Annotated in this window: 7 protein-coding genes; all 7 read right to left on the bottom strand. The window is 61.3% G+C overall.

Annotated features, from left to right (window positions below):
- Positions 1-4: 4 nt before the first annotated feature.
- Positions 5-1708, bottom strand: coding sequence for a cyclic peptide export ABC transporter (locus tag HEP74_RS06930; RefSeq protein WP_185815785.1), 1704 nt, complete (start codon positions 1706-1708; stop codon positions 5-7).
- Positions 1705-4167, bottom strand: a complete 2463-nt coding sequence (locus tag HEP74_RS06925; RefSeq protein WP_185815784.1) for a penicillin acylase family protein — start codon at positions 4165-4167, stop codon at positions 1705-1707. The genes HEP74_RS06930 and HEP74_RS06925 overlap by 4 nt, the downstream gene beginning before the upstream one ends.
- A gap of 1816 nt (positions 4168-5983) precedes the next feature.
- On the bottom strand, positions 5984-6322 hold the full coding sequence (locus HEP74_RS06920) for a hypothetical protein (protein ID WP_185815783.1): 339 nt from the start codon (positions 6320-6322) through the stop codon (positions 5984-5986).
- 106 nt (positions 6323-6428) lie between these two features.
- Positions 6429-6611, bottom strand: a complete 183-nt coding sequence (locus HEP74_RS22100) for a CPCC family cysteine-rich protein (RefSeq protein WP_185816535.1) — start codon at positions 6609-6611, stop codon at positions 6429-6431.
- A gap of 26 nt (positions 6612-6637) precedes the next feature.
- Entirely contained in the window at positions 6638-7084 is a 447-nt protein-coding gene (locus HEP74_RS06910) for an Imm44 family immunity protein (RefSeq protein ID WP_185815782.1), read from the bottom strand.
- A gap of 6 nt (positions 7085-7090) precedes the next feature.
- A complete protein-coding gene (locus tag HEP74_RS06905) occupies positions 7091-12541 on the bottom strand; it encodes an RHS repeat-associated core domain-containing protein (RefSeq protein WP_185815781.1) in 5451 nt (1816 codons plus the stop codon).
- A gap of 27 nt (positions 12542-12568) precedes the next feature.
- Positions 12569-18247, bottom strand: coding sequence for an IPT/TIG domain-containing protein (locus tag HEP74_RS06900; RefSeq protein WP_255427958.1), 5679 nt, complete (start codon positions 18245-18247; stop codon positions 12569-12571).
- Between the last annotated feature and the right edge of the window lie 71 nt (positions 18248-18318).

Genomic DNA, 18318 nt, shown 5'->3' with positions numbered 1-18318 from the left:
TTCCTTATGGCGCGGCCAGCAGCGACTCGGGCGCCACGGTGGGCGCGAGCGCATCGTCGCGCACCGCGACTCCGTCGCGCATCACGATCATCTGATCGGCCAAGTGGAAATAGCGGTCGTCGTGCGATATCGCCACGACCGCCTTGCCGCGCGCCTTGAGATCGGGAAGGATGCGGTTATAGAACACGCCCTTGAATGCAGGGTCCTGATCGGCGGCCCATTCGTCGAACAGATACATCTCGGCGTCCTCGATCATCGCCACCACCAGCGCCAGGCGGCGCTTCTGCCCATCCGACAGCGCCAGCGTGGAGAAGCGTCCATGCTCGAAGCGCACCTTGTGGTCCAGGGCGAACTCGCGCAGGTACTCTTCGACTTGCGGGCGCGCCTGCGCGGGGTCGACCCCCAGCGGGCGGTCGAACAGGAAGTAGTCGGAATAGATCGCGGCGATGCCGCAGCGAAAGCCGGAGATGTTGTCCTGGTCCACGCGCTCGCCGTCGAAGTAGATGCTGCCCCCGTCAGGCAGGTAGTGCAGCGTGACGAGCTTACTCAGGGTGGACTTTCCCGAACCGTTGCCGCCGACGATGAAAGTGATCTCGCCGCGGCGTATTTCCAGATCCAGGGGTCCGACGGCGAAACCGCTGTCGTCGGCGCGATTCGGATAGTGGTAGGTCACGCCTTCCAGGCGCAGGGTCGACCAGCCGCTGCGCTTGGGCGCGGCATGGTCGATCGACTCCTCGGGAATGCGGTCGAACAGCTCGTTGAAGCGCTTCAGCGCGATCTGCGCGGTGGTGAACTGCGGAATGAAATTGAGCAGCGCGCCTACCGGCCCGGTGACGTACAGCAGCGCCATGATCACCCCGCTCAGCTCCTGGCTGTCGATCGCATGATGGTTGACGAACACGAAGCTGACCGCGCCGATCACGAAGAAGACGATCAGTCCGCCGTAGTTCACCGCCACGCCCATGATCGAGTGCCCGGTCTTGGCCGTTTCGCGAACCCGCGTCTCGTTATGGGCCAACACCCAATCAAAGTAATCCACGCGCTTGTCGCGGTTGAGCTTGAGTTCCTTGGCGCCGTGGACCAAGCCGCGTATCGCCTCGTGCAGGTCGTCGAGATTGCGCCGCGCACGCACCAGGTAGCGGCGCCCGATCATCATCGGCACCTGATAGGTCACCACGCCGAAACCGATACAGCCCAGCACGAACCAGAACACACCCGCATTCAGGTACAGCAGGAAGCCGAGCATGCCGACCAGGGTGACGCCATTGGTCAGCAGTTCCGGCAGCAGGCGCGCGCCGGCGATGATCACGGGGACATCGGCGGTGATCGACGCGATCAGCCGCGGCATGCCGACGCGCTCGAGATCGGCGATCGGCGCGCTGGAAATGCGGCGGTACATGCGGGTGCGCAGATCGGTGGTGACGTCCATCGAGATGCGCGTGAGGATGACCTGCGAGGCGGTGCGCGCGACCAGGATCAGCAGGCAGACCAGCACGAACAGCACGGCATAGCGGTAATTGGATACCTGCCAGACGAAGAACACCGCGATGTCAGGATCGACTTTGGCGAACCGGTCCTTGCCCGGGTCGATGGCACTGAGCACCAACGGGATGATCAGCGCGTAGCTGACGCCAGCCAGCGCGCCGAGCACGATGGACAGGAATACCCGGTTCGGCGCGCGCCTGGCGAAGGTGCCCAACAGTTTCATCGTGGATCCTGGACGTGGCCGGGGGAGGCCGGCGTCAGGCGCAGCGCCTGGCCGGCGGAGGCGGACGGCCAGGCGCGCAGCACCCCGTCGCGGAAGGGCTCGACCATGTCGTCGTAGTGGGCACTGACGACATTTCCCGACTGGCCCGTCGAGTTTATGTACAGGTGCGCGCCGCCCTTCCCGCCCAACGCCATGACCTGACGGAAACCGGCGCCGAAATCCTGAGTGAAGCGTCCTGCGCGATCGTAGCGATAGGACGCCACGTTGACCGTATCCGGCGAACCGCCGCTGGCGATGCTGCGCTCGAAGACGCTGCGCAGCACGTTGATGCTACTGAAAGGCGTGTGCTTGTAGACCGTGGCGTGTAACTTGCCCCACGCCCAATCGTCCATGGATGAATCGCCGGTCATCTTCAGAAGCTCCCAAAGGGCGTCGTTGAGCGAGCTGTCGAGCACCTCGTCGCAGGTATCGGGTTCCGGTGTATCGAGGTTCTGGCACCAGCTGTCCGGCCCGTCCACCAGCATCGCGCCCAGGGTGTCCAGGTCGACGTCGCCCGCCACGCTCTTGACGTAGCGGTTCTGGGTTTCCCGGTTCCAGCTGCCGCCCAGCTCGTCGGCCATCAACTCGCGGCGGAGGGTTTGCACCCACGCATTGAAGATGCTGGCCGCGCGGCTGTCGCGCGACATGTCGCCGTTCCACGTCCGCAGGAGCGCGAATGCCCTGCGTTGCTGGTCGTTGGAAGGCTGCAGGCGCAGCATGCGCGCCAGCAGGCGCCGCGCCGGCTCGCTTACCGTGTCGGTCTGGATGCGGCCCATGGCCTGTGGCGTCAACGCGCCGCCTTTGTCCTTCAGGGCCAGAAGCAGGTGCTCGATCCTGCGCGCGCGGTCCGGCGGCGCCCATTCGCCATTGATTGGATAGGGGTAATCGGAGTCGAAGAATTTTTCGTTCGCCGACACCAGCACGCCACTGGGCGGGTTATAGCGGCTCGGCATCGCCTCCGGGGCGATGTAGCCACGCCATGCATGGCCTCCGTCCCAGCCGGAGACGGGCACGTCGCCGCCACCGGCCGTGCGGATCGGAATGCGTCCGGCGGTGAGCATCCCGATGTTGCCGGTATCGTCGGCATAGAGCAGGTTCAGCGCCGGCGCGACCAACGGTGCCAGCGCGTGGCGGAAGCCGCTCCAGTCCTCTGCGTAATTGAGCCGATAGAACGCTTCGTAGGAGGTATCGTCCGTGTCCAGCGCGGTCCACCGCATCGACACCGGCGCATCGAACACCTTGAACAGATCGCTCACCACCGGGCCGTGACGCGTGCTGCGGACCTGGATGCGCAGCGGCCGCAGCTTGGGGCTGAGCAAGGCGGGAAAATCCTGGCGGACGGCGATCAGCTCGGTCGTGCTCTTGAAGCCTTCCCACCCGTTCTCGGTACGATAGCGGTTCGCGTCGTCAGGATCGGCCTCCTCGAAGTACAGGTCCTGCACGTCCGCCATGGAATTGGTGCCGCCCCAGGCGATGTGCTGGTTGCGGCCGAAGATCACCACCGGCAAGCCGACGATGGTCGCACCGCGCGCATCGATGCGGTCGCCCTTGATCGCCGCCATGTACCAGAGCGAGGGTATCTGCAGGCCCAGGTGCGGATCGTTCGCCAGCATCGCCGCACCGTTGCCGGTGAGGTGACCGGACACGGCCCAGGCATTGCTGCCTACGTAGCGTCCGCCGAGGCCGAAATCGCGCTCCAGTTTCTCTTGGAAATCCGCCATGCGTTGCAGCGACATGCCGACCGAGGCGGCCGCGAGCGGCGCCGGTATAGGTGGTTCCGCGTGGAGATTCGGGTACAACGCGGCGAACTTGTGCGGGTCGAGCATCTGCCGCGCCAGCATGTGCTCGACTTCCTGGCGATAGTTGCCGCCAAGATTGAGCGCGAACACCTTGATCCAGGCCAGCGAGTCGTACACCGACCAGGGCTCGGGCTTGATCGCCATCGCAGAGAACTCCAGCGGCAAGCTCGGATGTCCCGCGAGCCAGGCGTTGACCCCGTCCGCATAGGCCTGCAGCGAATCGCGCGCCTGCGGACTCAACGCCTTCCACGCCTCGCGCGCCGAGCTTTGCAGCCCCAACGTCCGGAACCAGATGTCTTGATCGATGCTGTCCTTGCCGAAGACTTCGCTCAAGCGGCCGCTGGCGATGCGTCGTTGCAGCTCGAGCTGCCACATGCGGTCCTGCGCATGCGCATAGCCGAGGGCGAAAAAAGCGTCGCGGTCGTTGCTTGCGACGATGCTCGGAACACCCGCGGAGTCGCGATGGATCTCCACGGGCGCGCGCAGTCCGGTGACGGCAAGCGTACCGTCCTGCTGCGGCAGGCTGGAACTGAGGTGCGAGATTCCCCAGGCGGCCAGCGCCAGCAATGGAACAACGATGAACAACACGAATCGCAACGTTAACGGGTATTGCTTCAACACGATTTTCCCCAGCCTTTCCCTAGCTGAACCGCAGCAATCGGCATCGTTTGGCGCATTCGGTTCACGGACCAGCCACGTCCAGCGCCGGCCCGGCTCGCCCCTCAAAAGGCGGAAACGGATGTGCGTATGGCCTGTACGTTCGCTGTGAACCGATTGACGTGCGACGGTGGCGAGCGCGAACGGATCGCACTGCGCCGATGCCGGCGCTTCCTGCAGCGAAGCAAGCGGTCGGCATGGAAAACGTTCCCCGTAAACGTCTTCCCCGCCAGACGATGATAACCCCACGAACGTACAGCGTGCGTTCACAAATAATGTGGTTCTCATCACATTTTTCAGATGTGCACCTGACGTAGATGAGGCGTTAACACGCATCTGGCAACCAAGGATGGACGTAACGGCCTGTGCTGTGGGCTGTTGACCACTCGAAGCAGCGTTGGGTCAGGCCCTTCGTGCGTCCGCTGGCGGCGCACCTGCCCCGACTGGATTTCCTGGTCGAGATCGAGTGCGATTCCGAACTGAGCAAAAATCGCACATGACTTCCAGGTCGCTTGGCCGATGCTTTCCTGACTGAGCCGGAACTGGCCGATGACAAACTAATGCGTCAGTTCGAGAGTGCCTCGGACGAAGGCGAAGGCCGTGTGGCGGGGAGTCTACGAGCACGTGCTGCGCCTCGCGCATCGCGATCGTGACACCCGCTCGTCGTGGAGCCGGCCTACCCATGCGTTCGTCGTGGCGATTCGACGGCTGGCGGCGCTGGCCGCGACCTCGGTCAACAGCGAGGTCACGCAATAGGTCCTGAGCGCGTTTTGACATCCGAGTGCCGCGCTCGCCGGCGAGCCTGAAGGAGAGATGCCGTCACGGCATCAGCGGACCTCCACCCTACCCCGATAACGTCCTCTAATCTTGCGAGCACAGCCACGCCGACGTTAGAGTCTTCCAGCCCCCGATGCACTGCCCGCCTGAGCGTGGTTCACAGGCTGGGACAATCGTGTTCATGCTCGGAAGTTCGCTCGTGGCTACGGGCATGAGCATGCTCGTGCTCCTGTGAGTGCCCCAACAGCCCTCAGGAAAACGTTAACAATTAAAAAAGGCCCTTGGCAAACGCGCCAAGAGCCTTTGTTTACATCTACGCAAAGGTATCCTCTAGAACGGTTGTGTGTATCAACAGTGTAAACAAGCATGGAAAAGCATTGACAGGCAACGGCTTGGCCTTTACCGGGATCCAACAAGTGTAAACAACCTTGCGTACCAACCAAAGTTGTTTACATTTTTGTTGGGCTGCTAGCCACTTGGTAGTGCTCCTACAAGCATACGTTTCCCGCCAACGACCTATCTCGCCCGCTTCAGCATTCTTGCCGTGCCTGGATACGAGGCATCACGACCCTTTCAGCCACCCGCGGAAGGCGCGTTCGCGAGGGCCATCCAGCCAAACCAGGAGGTAGCACGGCAATAGACACGCGGACTCGCCAGAGCGCCGCCGACCACGCCAGCGTCAGCCGAAGTGGCAGCACCACTTCCGTTTGGGGCGGACTCCCCCAACCATCTGATTTTATTTCTCTCATGGAGATATAGCAAATTACGAGTTTATTCATCTCATGTCGCTCGGATAGCAACTGCTCAACATCACGACCAGCAGCAAGATTGGCTCCTACGTCCAGATGAGTTAGGTGGCGCATTTATCGTCCAGGAGGCGACTGCCGATTTCTTAAACCTTGTATTTGCTAATAGAGTCCAGCATCAGCAGCCCGCATCTCTGTCGTTGCGCTTGATTTCTCTAGTTCAAATGAGCGGCAACATGCCTCCGTACGTTCTTTCCTCACTGAAGTAATTCGTGCAGAGCAATGTCAGGTGGATTCAACAAAGTCTTCTTCTGACCGACATAGTAGAGCTCGAAGACCCCTTTCTCATCATCGATAACACGCGCACGGTCAAGTACCGCAAAAAATCCGAAGATCGCTGAGTGCGCTGCATCGTGGATGACTGCGCGCACCAATTCGGCCTCTGCATCAGACAAGCTGTTGAACCATTCGGAGCGCGCCGCCACATCAGGAGCAACCTTGCGTCCGGGCGGATGCTTGAGAAGGGAAATCGTGTCATCTACGGCAGACTCAAGCACGTACGTCTCAATTGCTGATACGAAATCGTCAGCTTTCACGACCTACCTCATATTCAGATTTTATAAACCTCCTTCACTGCAATTTCGCCACTAGCCTTATTGGCACCCGAGATAAACCAACGGCCACAAAATCCTTAGCCCGAGATTATACATCTAAATTATTCAATCCCCAGTGGATCCTGACTTGATTAAGACACAATTCGTTGGCTCCACCAGAGTATCCTGGATCGCTTGATTGAACTGGATCATCCTCCCATTGACATACTGGACAAATCTCATATTGCCCGGGCTCTTCAATCGTTAGATTTCCGCAGCATGGACACGGCATCAAGGAAAGGCCGATCTCAATTGCGTTCATTGCTCAACCTCTTCGCCCGACGCATAACGCCAAGGTCCCGACGTCTGGCCGTCATAGCGCTCTTCAATTCCCTCGAGCCATTTCTCTAGATCGTTGAGAAACCGAGCATGATCAAAGTCCTTGAACTTTCGTTTGTTCAACTGTTCTGACAGCTGCTGAAGAAGCTCACAGGAAACGTAGTGCATTTTCTCCTTCATCGAAAGCGGGACGATGGTTGGCAGATCCAACATGACGTCGGTATAAAACTCCGCGCTTTTAGAAAAAAACCGAACTCTTCGTTTAAATTTTATGGACGGATCGCGGCACATGAAAAGTAGAGACACTGTGGCCACCTCACTGCCGTAAGATCGATGGGTAAAATCATCAGCATTGCGCGCGTAGTGACTTTTGATCCTATCAATCCGCGCCTCCCAGTCGTAGTCGGCCGTAAAATCTAGCTTCATCTCAACCTACCTTCTAACCTTATTTCCTGGCGGGAGTTGGCCATTCTGAAAATGGAAGTTATCGATCTTCATTTGCTCAAGCATTAGCGCCTGGGACCTAGTCCCGTCAAACTCCTTCACCATATCGACACCACCGGTTCCAATGCCTTGCAGATATTGCTTAGGATACCTTTTATTCGGATTCTGAGTCGTACCAAATTTCCACACTTCACCTTCGGATAGCCAGACTTGCGAAGTTGGGCTCTTACTTCCCCTGGTCATAACAGGATACCAGCCATCTGCTTTTGCTCGAAGCGCATATTGATAGACCTTCTTTGAGCCCGAGCCGTAACCGCCCCCTGGTGCGAAAAGGCCCACACCGAATCCAACAGCAGCGATCACCTTGGCTTCGGTGGTTTCGCAGGGATCGAGCAGCGTTCTCCCTGTGTCATATGCGTCGTACAGGGAAATTGCGACTTCAATTCCGCCCCAAATCAGTGGAACCAATACAAACCAAGCAATATGCCCCGAAGGATCGTTGTAGCTGATCGGGTTGCCCAGTGCGTAGGCGTAGAAGTTCGCATCGCCGGAGGCGAAGCCGTAGGAGTCCTCGCTGATGAAGCGGCCCATTTCCGGGCTGTAGTAGCGCGCCCGATAGTAGTAGAGCCCGCTTTCGTCCTCCTCTCTGCCGGTATAGCGATACGGGTTGGTGGAGCCACTTGGTGCGTTCTGCAATTGCCCGTAGGGGGTGTAGTCGTAGCGCTCGAGAAGATCGCCGGACGCGTTGGTCAGCCCGCGCGTGCTGCCCAGATGGTCGGTCAGGTAGTAGGTTCGACCGCCCGCGCCGTTGCGAGCAAAACGTTGATCGACGCCGAGTCCGGTCAGGATCGGATTGGCGTTGTTGCCGACCGCTTCCTGCACCGCGTTCTGCCCGTCGTACAGGTACTGGGTGGCAACGCCTCCTTCGGTCCGTGCGACTCGCCGGCCGAGCGGGTCATAGCCGAATGCAGCGATGGTGCTGGTCCCTTCACGGATCTCCACCAACTGGTTGCGGACGTTCCAGACATAGCTGCGCACCCCATCGCCGATGAGGTTGCCGTTGTCGTCGTAGGTCAGCGTGCGACCGTTGTGCGTCAGCTGACGATTGGCGTCGTCGAAGCTGCTTGTGCTCGTTGTTGCCGCGGGCAAGACCTGGCTGGCAAAGCTGCCGCTCTGGCTGACGACCTGTCCGTTGCGGTCATAGTCGAAGCTCAAGGTACCGATCGCCGGCTTGCTGGGCTTCTGCCAGGCCAGGCTGGTCAGCTGGTTGCCTTCATCGTAGCCGTGTACGGCCTCGACGCCATTGGGCAGCGTCAAGGTCCCCAGACGGTCGACATCGTCGTAGTCGAACTGGACCCTCTCCATCCCTTGGTCCAGCTGCCGCAGGCGGTCGCCATCGTCATAGGTATAGATGACTTGGGCCTGCGCACCTGCACGCATTTCCTTGCGACGGCCGACACCGTCGTAGGCGTACCCGACGGTTCCCTGCGGGCCGGATTCGGCAATGACCGCATCGAAGTCGTCGTAGTCCCAGCTCAGTGTGCCTACCGCGCCAGTGTCCGTAAGCGCACGCAGGCGATTGCCGGCGTCATATGTATAGGTGGCCTTGGTGCCATCCTGGAAGGTGGTGGTCTTCGGTCGTCCCAACACGTCGTATGTGTTGACGACAGCGCGCTGCAGCCTGTCGATGTGGCTGGTGACGCGATCAGCCAGGTCGTACGTCCACTGCTCGCCCTTTCCAGTCGCATCGGTACGGGTCAAAGGACGGTCGCGGCTATCGTAGGTGTAGGTGATCCCATTGCCGTTGGGCAGCAACACAGCGGCGACATTGCCGTTGGCATCGAAGCCGTACTCCAATGCCATGCCATGCGCGTCGACCAGCTTCTTGACCCGCCCCATCACGTCGTACTCGCGGCGGACGACGTTGCCCTGCGGGTCTTCTGTTGCGACCACGCGTCCCAGGGAATCGATGCGATAGTTGGTGCGACGCCCCAGGGTATCGGTAACCCCGACCAAGTCGAATCCGTCGTAGTGGAGCTGTAGTGTCCGTTGCAGTGGATCGGTGGCGCTGATCATCTGGCCAGCGGCGTTGCAGCGATAGAGCGCGGTGCGATTGAGCGTATCGGTCACCGAACTCAGGCAGCGGTTCTGGTAGCCCAGCCGCGTGACCCTGTTCAGCGGGTCGGTGATGGACGTCAGGTCGCCATCGGCGTTGTACGTCATGCTGAGGGTCCGGGCCTTCGCTGTGCCCGCCATCGCTATGATCTGTGTGGTCTGGCCGTCCGCGTTGTAGCTGTACTCGGTCTTTCGTCCCAGCGGGTCGGTGCTGCGAATCAGCTGGCCGTTGCTGTTGCGCTCGTAGGTGAAGGTCTGCGCTTCCGCAGTCCCATACGCCAGTGTCTCCGAGACCGGGTAAGGGGTGCCATCGGCGAATACAATCCTGCGCTTGCTGCCATCAACCTCGGTAACCAGCGTGCCGGTCACCCCGTTGTCGACGTGGGCGTAGTCGATGCTGATCTCGCCGCCATCGGCCTGGGTCTGCTTGATCACCCGCCCGGTCGAAACGCCATTGACCGTCTCGAAGCGGTTGAGCAGCAGGCGATGCCCGCGCTGATTCGTGATCGACTCGATGCGGTGCTGAGCCATGGCTCCGTTCTGAACACGCGTCTGGAACGTGTACTGGCGGAACGTCGCATCCGGATACGTTGCCTTCGAGAGCAGGCCGTTGCTGTCGTAGCTGTACGACCACTCGCGGCCAGTATGGTCGCGCAGTGTCTTGATGCGATTGCTGCCGTCGTAGGCGATGGCGACGGAGCGGCCGCTGGGCGAGATGATCTCCGATATCAGGCCTGCGTTGTAGAGCAGCGACGTGCGGTTGCCGTGACGATCCTCGATCCAGCGCACGCGGATGTCGTTCCAACTGGAGAACTGCATCCGGGAACCGTCACGCAGGGTGAGCAGGAACGCTCGCCCCCAGGGCTGGGTCGGATCCGAGTCGTAGACGGTCTTGATCAACGCGCCGGCGAAGCGGGTATTGGAGCCGGCCTGCCGCCACTCGCCCTGGTTGCCGGTGCCGGAAATCCTGTCGAACCGCAACGATGAGCCATTGGGCTGCACCAGTTCCAGGACGTCGTAGTTGGCGGTACTGGGGCGATTGAGGGTGTAGCCCCAATTCCACGACATGCCAATGCCGAAGACGCCGCGCTTGAGATCGTTGGGCCGATAATTGCGCCCCACGGTAATGGGCACGATATCGTCGATGGAGAGGTCGGTCTCGGCGTGGGTGAACTCGCCGGTCTTCAGGTCGACCGGATCGCCGGCGACGGCAGCATCGCCGCTGCAGCCGCATTGCCCGGAGTTGTCCGCGGCCAGGTTGGGCTCGCTTGCGCCATTTCCCCCAGGAACGCTGTACATGCCGCCCATGGTTTCGTGCAGGGCGACGCCCTGTTCCGGCACGAAATGGCGTCCGTCCTTGGAAACCGTGCCGCGCCCGTACACCCGCCAGCCATCGGTTGGATCGTAAATCCAGAAGTCGGCTTCGGTTCCCTTCCTGTAATTGTCGTAGTTCGGGTAGTAGACACGGATGCCATTGCGCGCGTCGGGATCCAGCCCGCGCACCTGAGATGCACCGGGCTCGACCGTGAACGCCATGGGATGGTTTTCCATCACCGGGAATGGCGCCCTGTTGACCGGCGTCGGCACGATCGCGATCTCGTTGACCAGTCGCCCCTTGCGGTCATGAATGACCGTGCCTTTGGGTATGTGCAGCTCCAGCCCCGGGATGTCCGGATGGCCGATGACCAGGTCCTGCTTCAGCGGGGAGGCGATGCGCACCTTGTCCCGAGCGCTGATCTTGGGCAGGTGCATCAGGTACGGCAATTCGTTGAGGCGACCGGGCTTGATGTCCACGCCGACCACGAACTGCCCATACTGGTCAGCGCCGACATTGGCGGTGCTGCCGTCGACGTACAGCTCCTGATGGCCCTGGGGCAAGTCGAACAGGGCGAACCAGCCGTCGGCATTGGTTCGGGTCGTGATGCTGCCGATGCTGACCTCGACATTGGCGACCGGCATCTGGTCCACGCGGACCACGCGGCCGCGCAGCGCGGTCAGTTTGTAGCGCGCGGCCATGATGGCCGAGTATCCGGCCAACTCGACGCGCTTCTCATCGCTGTAGATGCGCCACCGACTATCGGTGTTGTCACGGCCGGGGTACCAGATGCCATTGTCGACAAAGCCGTGCGCGCGACAGGGCTGAGCGGCGCTTCCCGTCTGATCGCAGCCACTCCGATGACGCGCATCCCCGGTGGTGACTCGCTCACTCTCCGGCTCTGTTGCAGTATCTGCGGTCTCGGTGGCGCTTCCAGCGGCGTCAAGGGCGGCGGTGCTGAAGTCGATCGCCACCAGCGGCTGTGGCTTTCCTTCCCGGGTACGCACACCGTCAACCATGAGGGTGTAGTGGGAGGCGGGGAACAGCGACCGTTTCGGCGAGACGAACAGCAGCCGGCCGCCTTCGGCCGGCATGACCTCGATGGGGGTAGTGCCGCCGGGGCCGATCAAGGTGACCGACGACGTGGAAAAATCGGCCATGTTGACGGGTTGCGCGAAGCGTACCGACAAACGCTGGGACGGCAGCACGTCCTTGGCTCCCTGGGCCGGGATCGAGCCAGCCAGTCCGGCTGGAAGATGGTCTTGCTGCGACAGTGCATTGGAGAATCGCCCGCCGTTCTGGCTGTAGACCAGATCTGTTTCCTGACGTGTTCCGTGGCGATCGACGCCACCGGCAATGCGCACCTGCCCGTCACTCTGCAGCAGCGCCGTATGACCACGGCGCGCGATGCTGGTCTCGTCGGCAAGCGCCAACGCGCGGTTCCTGCGTTCATCCCAAAGCTCGGCAGGCATGCCTGCCGACGCGGTGTCGCCGCCGGCGAACAGTACACTACCGTCCGTCAGCACCGTTGCGGTGTGGCCTGCACGCGGAGACAGCGTCAGGTCGTTGGCAACTGAAAGCGCGTCCAGCGTAGGGTCATACCAGAGCCCATCGCGTCGCAAGGTACCGTGACCGTCGGTACCGCCCCAGATCAACACGCGACCACTCGGCAGTAGCGTCAAGCTGGGGTTGATGCGAACTTCCGGCAGATCCAGCGCTTTGTCCGACGGAGTTGCACCCGCCCCCTCTTTTCGAAGCTGCGTGCCGGCGGCGTTCAGTTGCAGCCAGCGACCATCCTTCAGCTGCACGCGTTGCGCTAGTGCCGCCAACGGCTGCATAACGTCGCCCAGGGCGCTTTCCGCCGCGCTGGCCTGAGCAGCGGGCAGCAAACCCACTTCCAGATGCCACAGCGAGCCGACCATCGACAGCGCTCCCAGCAGCATCCCCACCACGAAGACCTTGGAGCGCATGCGGCTGACTGCCTGTACCTTGTAGATTCCATTCTTCATAGTCGTTGATCTCTTCGCTGACGGCGCTTAGGGCGAGGTCGAGACGGAAACATTGGCACTGGCTGACCGGCCAAGATCCGGGTCGACCAGAATCCAGTACGTTCCCGTCTCTGGCAATGTCACGTTTAAGTTGCCTGCAGTGGTTTGGCCGGTGGTGCTTATCGCGTAACCACGACGCCTGTCACTAGGCTTGAACACGCTGTAGACGACACGGCCACCAGCAGGCTGTGTGACTTGCGCGGCGACCTGCAGGGTGACTTTCTCGCCTTGGGTGCCGGTAAAGGTCAGCAGACCATCCTGACCACGGCGCGAAAGCGGCAGGGGCGCCACGACACCGCGCTGGAGGGCGACCCCAGCATTGGAGGACAACGTTGCAGTGAACTGCATGGTTTGTCCGGTCGTGGTGGGTTGCACCAAGATGCTGTAATCGCCAGCAACCGTGTTATAGAAATCGATGTCGCAGCCGCCGTCACTGACATAGCAGTAAGACGTGTCGGCGATGCCGGTACCAGTGGGCGAATAGGCGTACACCCGTACATAGCTGCCTTCACTCAGGCTTAGGCCACTGATGGCAAAGCCCAGGTGAGCACCGGCTGTCGCCGGGAAGCGGAAGTGTGCCGATTGACCCGCTTGGGTCGAGGCAAACTGAGTTGGCGATCCATCCTGCACAAGCGGATTCGCATTCCCGGTGGACAACGTCACCCGTGCGTTGGTGGTTGCGCCATTGTCGGGGTCCGCCCACAGCCAGTAGGTCCCCGACTCTGTAAGGATCAGATTGGTCGATCCCCCTGTTATGGGCGTGATGACATCGAGTTCGTAGGAGCGTCGCCGCTCACTAGGCTTGTAGACGCGGTAACGGACCATCTTCCCTGCAGGAACAGTAGATTGGCCGGCGACAAGAAGCGCCACCGACTCTCCCGCGTTGCCAGCAAAGGTCATGACCGCATCTTTTCCACGACGATCCAATTGCAGGTTCAACGGTGTGTCGCGTGCCAGTGCAGGGCCAGCGCTGCTGCTCAACCCCGCTTTGAACTGCATGGTCTGACCGGGTTCCGCGGCGGACACGATGATGCTGTATGTCCCGGCTACAGGATTGTAGATATCGATGTCGCAGCCGCCATCGGCCACATAGCAATAGGATGTATCGGCGATGCCGTTGCCATTTGGAGCATACGCATCTATGCGCACATAGTTGTTCGTACTTACGGTCAGATCGCTGACAGCGAATCCGAGGTGTTGGCCCGCTGTCGCGTTGAAGCGGAAGTGGGCTGATTGCCCTGGGTGTGTGGATGCGAACTGGACCACTGCACCATCGCGCTCCATGCCGCTGACCGTACCTGTGGACAGCGTTACGTGCGAGCGGCTGGTGGCGCCTTTGATCGGATCTGCCAAGATCCAATAGGTCCCCGTCTCCGGCAGTACCATGTTCACCGATCCGCCGGTCTGGGCGTTGAAGGAGTGAATGTAGTAGCTAGGCCGACGATCGCTTGGCTTGAAGACCCGATAGGTCACCTGGCGATCTCCAGGTACGGTCGTCTGGCCAGCGACCAGGAAAGCGAGATTCTCGCCCTGGGTTCCGTTGAACGTCATCAGACCATCCTGGCCGCGGCGCGTCAGATCAAGCACTGCCGGAACATCGCGCTCCAGGGTGACACCCGCGCTGGACGAGAGCGTTGCATTGAACTGCATCGCTTGATCGCCGTGTTCGGGCACGACCATGACGCTGTAGGTGCCCGTGACGGGGTTGTAGATGTCGATGTCGCAGCCACCGTCGGCGACGTAGCAATACGAGTCGTCCTGAATGTTGTTGCCGTTCGGCGCATAGGCGTAGATGCGCACCAGCGTTCCACTGCTCACGACCAGGTCGCTCAGACCGAAACCGAGGTGCTGGCCGGCTGTTGCATTGAAGCGGAAGTACGCGGTCTGGCCGGGCAAGATGGTCTCCACTCCCGCCGCGCCGCCGTTCTGGACCAGCCCGCTGGTGGTTCCCGTGGAGAGCGTGATCTGGGCACTTGCGGTGGCACCGTTGTCTGGATCTGCCCATATCCAATAGGTTCCGGTCTCAGGCAGCGACATGTTCAGCGCCCCGCCATTGAGAGGAGTGATGTCGGCAAACTGGTAGCTCGGCCGGCGCTCGCTCGGTTTGTAGATCCGATAGCGCACTGTGTTGCCAGCAGGAGCGCTCGCTTGGCCCGCAATCTGCAAGCCAACGGTTTCGCCCTGGCTGCCATTGAAGGTCAGCATTCCATCCTGGCCCCGCCGAGACAGCTGCAGCATTGTCGGGGTGTCAGCGGCTAGCGCGACAGGAGCGCTACTGGACAGCGTGGCGGTGAACTGCATGCGCTGTCCGGCGACCGATGGCACGACCACCACGCTATAGCTGCCGGCGACGGGATTGTAGATATCCACATCACAGCCGCCGCGCTCCACATAGCAGTACGAATCATCCTCGATACTGTTGCCGTTGGGCCCATAGGCGTAGATGCGCACATACGTTCCATCGGAGACGCCCAGGTCGCTGACCGCAAAGCCCATGTGCTGCCCGGCGATTGCGTTAAAGCTATAGTGCGCCGTCTGCGCTGGCTGGTCAGCGATGAATGCCGCCGACGCACCATCCAGCACCAATCCGCTGGTGCTGCCTGTGGACAGAGTGATCCTCGCCGCTGCGGCTGCGCCAAACTGAGGATCGGCGTACACCCAGTACTCGCCATTCTCCGGTAAACGAATGTTGAGGGCACCACCGGTCTCCGGCGCAATGCTGGCGATGTGATAGCTGCTGCGGCGTTCGCTGGGCTTGTAGACCCGGTAGGCCACCGTCCTGCCCGCAGGCAGGCTCGACTGGCCGGCAATCTGCAGCGCCACCGTTTCGCCGGCGACCCCACTGAAGGTCATCAGCGCGTCCTGGCCACGCCGGTCCAAGCTTAGATTGAAGGGGACATCGCGGGATAGCGTCGAGCGCAACGCGGATGACAGGGTTGCCCTGAACTTCATCGTTTGCGTGCTGCTCACCGGCCGCATCACGATGCTGTAGGTGCCGCTGACCGGGTTGTAGAGCTGGACGTCGCAGCCGCCGTTGCTCACGTAGCAGTACGTTTCGTTTCCAACGCTGGCGCCGCTCGGCGTATAGGCGTAGATACGCACGTACGTGCCACTGTTCACGCTCAAGTGACTGATGCCGAACCCGAGATGTTTGCCGGCTACCGCGTTGATGGCGAAGGACACGTCCTTGCCTGCGGCGCTCTCGTACTCGCCGATGCTGCCATCCAGTTCCATTTGACCTAGCACGCCTGCTTCCAGAGTCAGCGTCGCAGCCGCGGTCGCACCGTTCTCGGGGTCGACGAAGATCTGATAGGTTCCGGCAACGCTGGTGTCGATCAGCAGCGTCTTGTCGCCTGCGGCGTAGCCAGAGGTGACGGTCACACCATCTGGGCGGAGTGCGCGGAAGTACACGCCGGCACCAGACGGTTGCGTGGTCTGGGCGGTAATCTTGAGCGCGATGACTTCATTTGCCGCGGCGGTGAATGCCAGGCGCGCGTTTTGTCCATGGCGCGGCAAGCTCAGGGAAGTCGGAGTTGCTCGGACCATGTTCACCGCGAGGTCACGGGAGACCGTGGCGTCGAACTGCATGGTCTGCGCCGGATCCAGCGGCACCACCTCCACGCCATGCACGCCGTCCTCCAGCGAGGACAGGTTGAGATCGCAGCCGGCATTCGCTGCATGGCAAGTGGTGTTGGCCAGCAACGTGCCGTTGGGCCGGTATACGTTCACAGCCGCGCCACTGCCGTTGGCAATCGTCAGATTGCTGATGCCCAGGCCGAGGGAGTCGCCGGACGACGCAGTGATCTGGAAGTACGCCGCCTCACCCGCGCGTGCCGCCACATGTGTCGACGTGGCGCCGCCGATGACAGGGCTTCCCTCGCTGCCGCGCAGCAGCACCTCCGTGGCAAGTGTTTCACCGTATCCGGCGTCGACGAAGACGTCATAGGTGCCGGTGACAGGGAGTGCCAGGTTCAGCACCAGTCCGCTTGAGGCTGCGACAGACTTCCAGAGCGTTCCGTCTGGGCGGTTGACGCGGTAATAGACGCTGCGGCCGGCAGGTAGGGTGGCTTGTCCTGCAATCAGCAGGCCGAGCACTTCGCCTGCGGCTCCAGTGAAGCTCAGCCTAGCGTTCTGGCCTGCGCGCGGAAGGGAAAGGGCTAGTGGCGTACCGCGCGCCAGGGTGTGTTGCGCATCGGTTGACAGAGCCGCCTGGAACGCAAGAAGGCGGGTTCCAGAGGCTGCGGGCGTGACGAGAACCGCGTGTCTACCCGTATTCAATGCGGAAAGATTGAGACTGCATCCATTGTTCGCTTGCGCGCACTGCTGGAATCCTGCTTGGCCTCCGTCTGGCCCTTGCACGGTCACCGTAGCCGAACCCCATGCGGGAGGCCCTGTTTTTTCCGCAAGTCCCAAGCCAAGTGGCATACCTTTGCGTGCATCGAAGACCAGCCTGCGACTCTGCCCTGCGATGCTTGTGCTTACATCCTGAACGGTGCCGTCGATTTCCAGAACGGCGGACCGCTCGAGTTGCAACTTCCACGTCAGCGGGCCTGCCTTGGGGGTCAACACCAGCAGATGAGTCCCGGCTGACTTCAGCGCGGGCATATGGAAGCTCGGCGCGTTGGCTGAGACCGTCCCCGTGGCGAGGCGTTTGTTGCCGATGCCATACAGGGCATAGTTCAGCTCGCTGGTCAGCTCGGAGAACTGCGCACTGATGTAGTCACCGCCTTGCGCCTCGAACAGGATCGCTACGCTTTTCCCCGCAGAGTCCGTCGAAAGATCGTTGAGCTGCCCGTCGATGGCCAAGCGTTTCGCCGTACCAATGGCCACGTCATCAATTCCCGCAGGCACGACAAGCACGTCGTCTGCGCTGATAGCGCTGCCGTAGGGTGTAGTGACCCTAATCCGGCCACTACTCGCACCACCAGGAACTTCGGCCTGCAGTGTTGAGTTACTGGCCTGGCTAAGGAGAAGCGGCGCAAGGCCAAGGCGAGCGCTGGTCTGCCCAGCAAGCGGCAGCAGCGACTGTCCGCTGATGGTGAGGGCAGCCCCGACCGAGGTGATATGCGGGCTGACGGCGGTAATGAGGGGCGCGCGGGGTTGGGCTTCGACAACGAACGGGACATCGCTGCTGGCGGATTGATTGCCTACGGTGACAGTCAGCACTCCAGTTGTGGCGGCTGCTGGAACGATGGTGGTCAAGCTGCCTGTGCTAGCGGTGACCACTTCGGCAACCACGCCATTGAAGCGAACGACGTTCTGCGCCGGCGTTGCGCTGAAGCCCAGCCCTCTCAGCGTGACCCTGTCACCGGCGCCGCCCTGGCGCGGCGCGAAATCGAAGATGGCGAGCGCACCCGATGGCAGGCGCTGGACGCGGGTAATGTTCCCCAGGGCATCATAGTGATAGCGCGCTGTATCGCCCGCTTCATTGGTGACCGCGATCAGCCGCCCGTTGGCGTCATAGACATAGGCAGCAGCCAATGCCGATTCGCTCCCCACGAGCAGGGCGATGAACCCAGCAATGCGCAACCCGATGCGACGCGCAATGCTGAAATCAATGATGGAAATGCCGAGAAGCGCATAGAGCCAACCGGCACGTCGTACGACGCGGTGTTGCGGAACGTCCATATCCTTTGGCCCCATCTGCTTTTGCGCACTGTTGAGCATCAGCACGTAGGCCAGATTGCCTGGCCCAGCATGCCTTCCGTTGGCAGTTCTTTAGCTTCAATATTTTTTGC

This window comes from Xanthomonas sp. SS, assembly GCF_014236835.1.
Classification (GTDB): domain Bacteria; phylum Pseudomonadota; class Gammaproteobacteria; order Xanthomonadales; family Xanthomonadaceae; genus Xanthomonas_A.
This window is presented reverse-complemented; position numbering and strand designations above follow the sequence as displayed.